Genomic DNA, 5,143 nt, shown 5'->3' on the forward strand with positions numbered 1-5,143 from the left:
GGGAAAAACAACTGGCCGCCACCGGGGAGAACCCGTGGCCACCAGCGGGGAGAACTACTGGCCGCCTACGGGGAGAACTTCGTGGCCATTGACAACGCGCCCCGACAAGCTCCCTCTGCGCGTACTCGCCGGAGGACTCCGCCTCGAAGGCACCATGCCAAAAAGCTCTATGCGTGGGCGCTCCTCAGTTCTCTGCACTAAGCAAGCCTTCTCGTCTGAAACAAGGCGGATCCGATGCCTCGTTGACCCCCAGGACCCCGGTGCGCGCCCACCTCGTCGGATGCGCGGCTGTAGATACCGACGGCACCCAACTTCATCGAGACAGGATCGCCACCTGATCAGGGACCAACGTGCGATAGCCATCGAGATACACACGCCCACAACCGTCGAGTTCGACAAACACCGTCGCTCCACCCGATCCATCGGCCCGCAGAAGTTCGGTGTGCGCGACACGGGAAGCGGATCGGGTACACGGCGGCGCAATAGGCGCTGTCGTCACAGCCCGAGCCAGTTCAATACTCTCCTCGCGCGAGAGGCGCACACTCGATTCTGTCGAAAACTCCTCACCCTCAACAACATAGCGGCAAACCAGCTCAATCCTGAGGGGAAACCCGGTCCGGGATCTGTTTTCCATTGCGGCAAAACATCTTTGATGTAATCGCCAAAGGGGTTCTCTCTCGAAATTTTTCCAGTGAAGCCCTAGCTTGAAACCGCGCGGTCGGTTAGTCTCACACGGAATCACTTGCTGGCCTTAGCTAACCGGTCAATTTCGCAGGCAGCCATTTCGCTGAGCTGCTGCACCTCACTGGAGGTACTCCGCGTGGTCAAAACGAATTTGTGGAAACGTCGCACACTGGTCTCGGTCGTACTCATGGTGCTATCCCTGGCTGTTGCACCTGTGGCCGGCGCCTCGCCAGACACACTCGACCAACCTGCCCCTGAGTCGCCCGCTGTAGAGGAATATCCCTCGACTGATCTTCCTCCGGAAATGATGCAAGTTCCCGGTGCTGGGCAGCAGTGTGTCAATACTGCGCTCGAGCGCAACATCTCCAACTGGGTCTGCAACGGAGCGATGTTGATTACTCCCGACGGCCAGGAGGTGCTTCCGGTCGTCCCTCGCCCTGACCTTGTGGAGCCGGTGCCACCTCCGAATCCGCAGTCACGGCTAAATGATGATCCTGACTACGACCTCTGGTGTGAACCGGATTCGAGTTCCCCATGCATCAGGGAAATCGCCCAGTACCAGTCGGAAGCGAAGAGCAACATGATCTACGGCGACGAAGACGGTGTGGTGGGAACCTTCGATTGGATCGTTCATTTGAATTTGAACGGACGGTCCACACGAATCACTACAACAGTGATCCATGACGAAGGACCTTCGCTGAATTTCATTCGGCACGACGCCCATTGCCGTGAAGTGGTTCCCGGACCGATCCTGGATACGAGTTGCGGAATCAACTACATGGGATCACCGTTCACTGTCTCGGAGGCGAGCCCCAGATTCAACTACGGACCAGCTCAAGGGTCGAACATCGTCGATGCCGGCACGTACTTCATCGAAGGGCGTATGCAGTTTCAGCCATCCGGCTACGACTATGTCTGGTCGATCCCGACAACGGCTTCAGTATGGGGTCCTGGGCCACAGAGCGAACGATTTATCTGCCCCACCCAAAACCGAGTCTGCTATTTCAATCGCTGATCCGAAACCCCCTGCACGTCAATGTCTCTGCCTGACAACCAAGCAAAGGACAAAGGTATGACATCTCTACGAAAAATCATTCCAGGAGCGATCGCCGCAGCAGCTGTTCTTGCACTGGTAGGTGCGTCCCCAGCTCAAGCGGAGGTGCGCACCGGTTGGATCGGACCCACTCCACCGGTCAACGGCACGATCTTCCTCCACACCTCGACTATCGACAACGGGGGAGTGCCCATCGCGAGCAGTCGGATCTACACCTCGTTCGCCAACGTGGTCTCCCCGGGCATCATGGGAGCGAAGGCGCGGCTGTTCCGCGAGGGCGCCCTGTGCAGTGCCACCGATTACCGGTTCAATGCCCTCATCTCCAACTCCCAAGTTGCCAGCACGCAAAGGGACTGCGGTGCAGGCTTTTACAACAGTCACGGATTCGTAGCAGTTCTCAACCAGTCGAACGGCGCCATCAACGAATACGTCACGTTCCCGACCGATCCGCTCCAGTTCCCTGCGCCCTCAGCTCTTCAGCGCCAGCCAGCTCTCACGGCGGGCGAGAGCGGAGTCAACGCAAGGGGCGAGAGTTACGGGGACGCGCTGAACGTTCAAAGCGACGCTGAGCTGCCTGACTTGGTCAGTGCTATCGGATCCGACCTGCAAGCCGGATTCGTCCGTGCCAGTGATCTGACGGCGCAACCGTCCACCGATACCGCGACCACGAGAATTGTGCCGCTTCTTTCGCGAGAGGGCGAGACAATCGGCCAATTCCAGATCGGGTAGTCGACAAGCTCACCTCGGCGGCACACACTCTGATGGTGTGTGCCGTCGAGGTGATGTCAGGAGGTCCTACTGATGAGCCAGCAGTGGAGCGATTTCCCGGTCTCCCACGAGCCGAGCAGTCTGCCGGATACCGTCGAGGGTGGGCACTATGTGCGAGTCGCAATGACCAGCCACGATCTGATGACCGTGTGGGCGGCAGGACCGGCCCGCGCTTTCCGTGTTGCCGTCCCGATCTCGGCTCGCCCCCCGGTCAAGGTCACTCACACAAACCCGCGGACTGGCCAGCGAGAGAGTCACTTCGAGGAGTTCACCGACGACGATCAAAGAACGATCGATGAGTTCGTCAATTTCGGCCTTCAGCTGGCGGGAATCGCGAAGTTCCCCAGCGGTTTCGACTGGTATGTACGAGTGCCCAGTCGAATCAAGGATGCGGCGGAGCTTGCGGACGAACTTCGCGCCAAGAATTCAGCGCCGGACGAAGTCGAAGCGTTGACGATTATCACCGCTACGTACAACAGGCTTCTGGCCGATTGAATCTGCTGGCAGATGCTGGCCCCGCCGGGCTGTAGATGTCACGTATTTTTTCGCATGGGGGACGTGTCGTTTAGCCATGTCAAAGGGCCTAAATGCGCGCCGGATGTTCTGAAACCAGCCCTCTGGCGCGGTACAGGTTCGGCCGGTCGGGTCTCTCAGAGCTAGGGGACAGGGCGTTGCCGTAGCGTTCATGGTCCAGGACGGGACGCCCTAGCGCCGAGGACTGCGCGCTTCAATGCGCCTTGTCTGAGCGATTTCAACTGTGTCCGCTCCGGGACGCCGAGTTTGGTCATCGCGACGAGCACCAGCAGGGCGACCCCAGGTTCATAGAGGTTGTACCAGACGGTTTCGGACATTTTGCGCTTGTGAGGTTCGTCGCCGTGTGCGAGATGGTTCCGAGCATTTTTGATGTTCTTAGCCCATACCTCGATGTCGGGAATGACCTGACGTACCGCGGCCGGTGGAGGGATCTGTGCGAGGGCGACGCAGCGTTCGCGGTAGTCGAGAGATTTTGGGTGAAAACCCTTGTGCAGTGCCTCGATTGCGCCGCACAGTCCAAGTAGCTTGGTTTCGTAGTACATACTCGATTCGCGTTGAAGTGCGATGACGGACAGCGTCCCGTAGTTCGCCTTCTGGTGCAGTTCGTGCCAGCCTTCGAGGAGGGTCGGCAGATCCACATCGTCGAGTGTGAAGTTGATAAGCGTCGTGCCCGAATCATCGAGGTCGGTGTCCTCGCTGATCAGGTCCGAGCTCCACCAGTCGAACTGCCGATGCGCTTGTGGGATTGCGGGAGAACTTGATGCGCCGTACGTGGGCGGGCCGATGCATCGCCAGCGTGATCAGGTCTGCCAGCCGCCGAGAGATTTCGATGTGGGCGTTGATCGAAAGGGGTTCGGCGCTGGTCACTCGAAATGCTGTCCGAAAGTGTGCAGGAATGGACATACCACCGCGGGAGAATTGACCGCCGGATGCGTAATGGCTGGACGTGGAAACCGTGACCTCGACGTTGCCGTATTTTCCCGAGAGGGGCGCGCTGACCGGGATAGTGAAAATATAGGGCTCGTTGGACTTTTCAGGGTGGGATACGGCGATCTTGACGCCACGGGCCCAGTAGGTGAGGTAGTCCAGTTCGATGACGGACTCGGTGAATGCGAGTTCGTCGGCGTCGTTGACGTGGGAGTCTCCGATGACGAGCCCTGACAGCTTTATCGTTTGGTCGGTGTACTTCTGGCCATTTGTGAATCCACCCTTTTCCGAATCGATGTACGTCTCGAACAGGGACACCGCGCGCCCACCGGAATTGCCATGGACAGTGCGAAATCCCAGCTCGTGAATATCGTACAAATCGCCGTGCAAGTCGAGTCGCGGCTCTGTGGAATCACTGAGCGTGAGAACGCCCGGCACGGTGCGAGAAGGGCCGTTCGAGTCGGGTACCCACCATTGTCCGTGGAGTTGCTCTGTCGTCGCCATGAGCTAAGGCTAAGGTCGTCCGGCCGGTTGACGGCGCGACGACATGCGGATGGCCTCCGGAGTCTGGGATGGGGGATGTCGGTGTGGGGGTGTTTGGTTGGTGTGGGTGGGTTCGGTGTTGGTGTTTTAGGGTTTGACCTGCGGTGATGACATGTCCCCGGGGGTGGTTGTTGGGGGTGTGTGGTGCGCCGGCGTTTTGGGTGCCGGCGGGGGGCCGCTGGGGCCGGCGGGTGGTGTGGGGGTGTTGCTAGGGCTCGTTTTTTGGGTGTTTTTGAATGTTATTGTGTGTCAGTAGGTTTCGGTATTCGGTTGGTGTTGGGTTGGTTTCGCGGGTTGTGCACGGTGATGGTTTCGTTAGCGTCGAATGTTGTTGCAGTGGTGAATATTTCGGTGTTTCTGGATTTCGGGTTGTTTTGCGGTTTGGCGGGTGGGGGTGTATGATTGGGAGCATGATGATGGCGAGGCAGTGGACGCGAGACGGGGCGCTTTTCGTGACCCTTCCCCTCCTCCCCAGCCTCGTTCGGGTGTCGGGTACCGGTTCAGACGTTGCGATGAATTCGATTGGTGAGAAACAAGTTTCGGAATTCAGAGGAGCGAAGCGACTCGATCGACGGCAACGGCACTCGACCCACTGCGAGCCGCGCAGCGGCTCCCTGGCGGGGAGCGCAGCGA

General features: G+C 59.0%; 5 protein-coding genes. 3 read left to right on the plus strand and 2 right to left on the minus strand.

Going from position 1 to position 5,143, the window contains the following annotated elements; genetic code table 11:
• Positions 1–742 precede the first annotated feature (742 nt).
• From ABH939_RS32910 to ABH939_RS32920, 3 genes are all read left to right on the plus strand, one after another.
• Positions 743–1,699 (plus strand): hypothetical protein, encoded by a 957-nt coding sequence (locus tag ABH939_RS32910; RefSeq protein WP_147343839.1) that lies wholly within the window; start codon positions 743–745, stop codon positions 1,697–1,699.
• 57 nt (positions 1,700–1,756) lie between these two features.
• Positions 1,757–2,467, plus strand: coding sequence for a hypothetical protein (locus ABH939_RS32915; protein WP_003946437.1), 711 nt, complete (start codon positions 1,757–1,759; stop codon positions 2,465–2,467).
• Between the two features lie 72 nt (positions 2,468–2,539).
• The gene (locus ABH939_RS32920) at positions 2,540–3,001 is read left to right on the plus strand and encodes a DUF5956 family protein (RefSeq protein WP_003946439.1); all 462 of its coding nucleotides are present in this window, start codon (positions 2,540–2,542) and stop codon (positions 2,999–3,001) included.
• Positions 3,002–3,189: 188 nt separating this feature from the next.
• On the opposite strand, the gene ABH939_RS32925 is transcribed toward ABH939_RS32920, so the two are convergent.
• Both ABH939_RS32925 and ABH939_RS32930 read right to left on the minus strand, forming a co-directional pair.
• A complete protein-coding gene (locus ABH939_RS32925; protein WP_003946436.1) occupies positions 3,190–3,678 on the minus strand; it encodes a HEPN domain-containing protein in 489 nt (162 codons plus the stop codon).
• A 37-nt stretch (positions 3,679–3,715) separates the two neighbouring features.
• Entirely contained in the window at positions 3,716–4,471 is a 756-nt protein-coding gene (locus ABH939_RS32930) for a hypothetical protein (protein WP_003946434.1), read from the minus strand.
• Positions 4,472–5,143: the final 672 nt, after the last annotated feature.

The organism is Rhodococcus sp. 27YEA6, assembly GCF_044908235.1.
Classification (GTDB): domain Bacteria; phylum Actinomycetota; class Actinomycetes; order Mycobacteriales; family Mycobacteriaceae; genus Rhodococcus_F; species Rhodococcus_F qingshengii.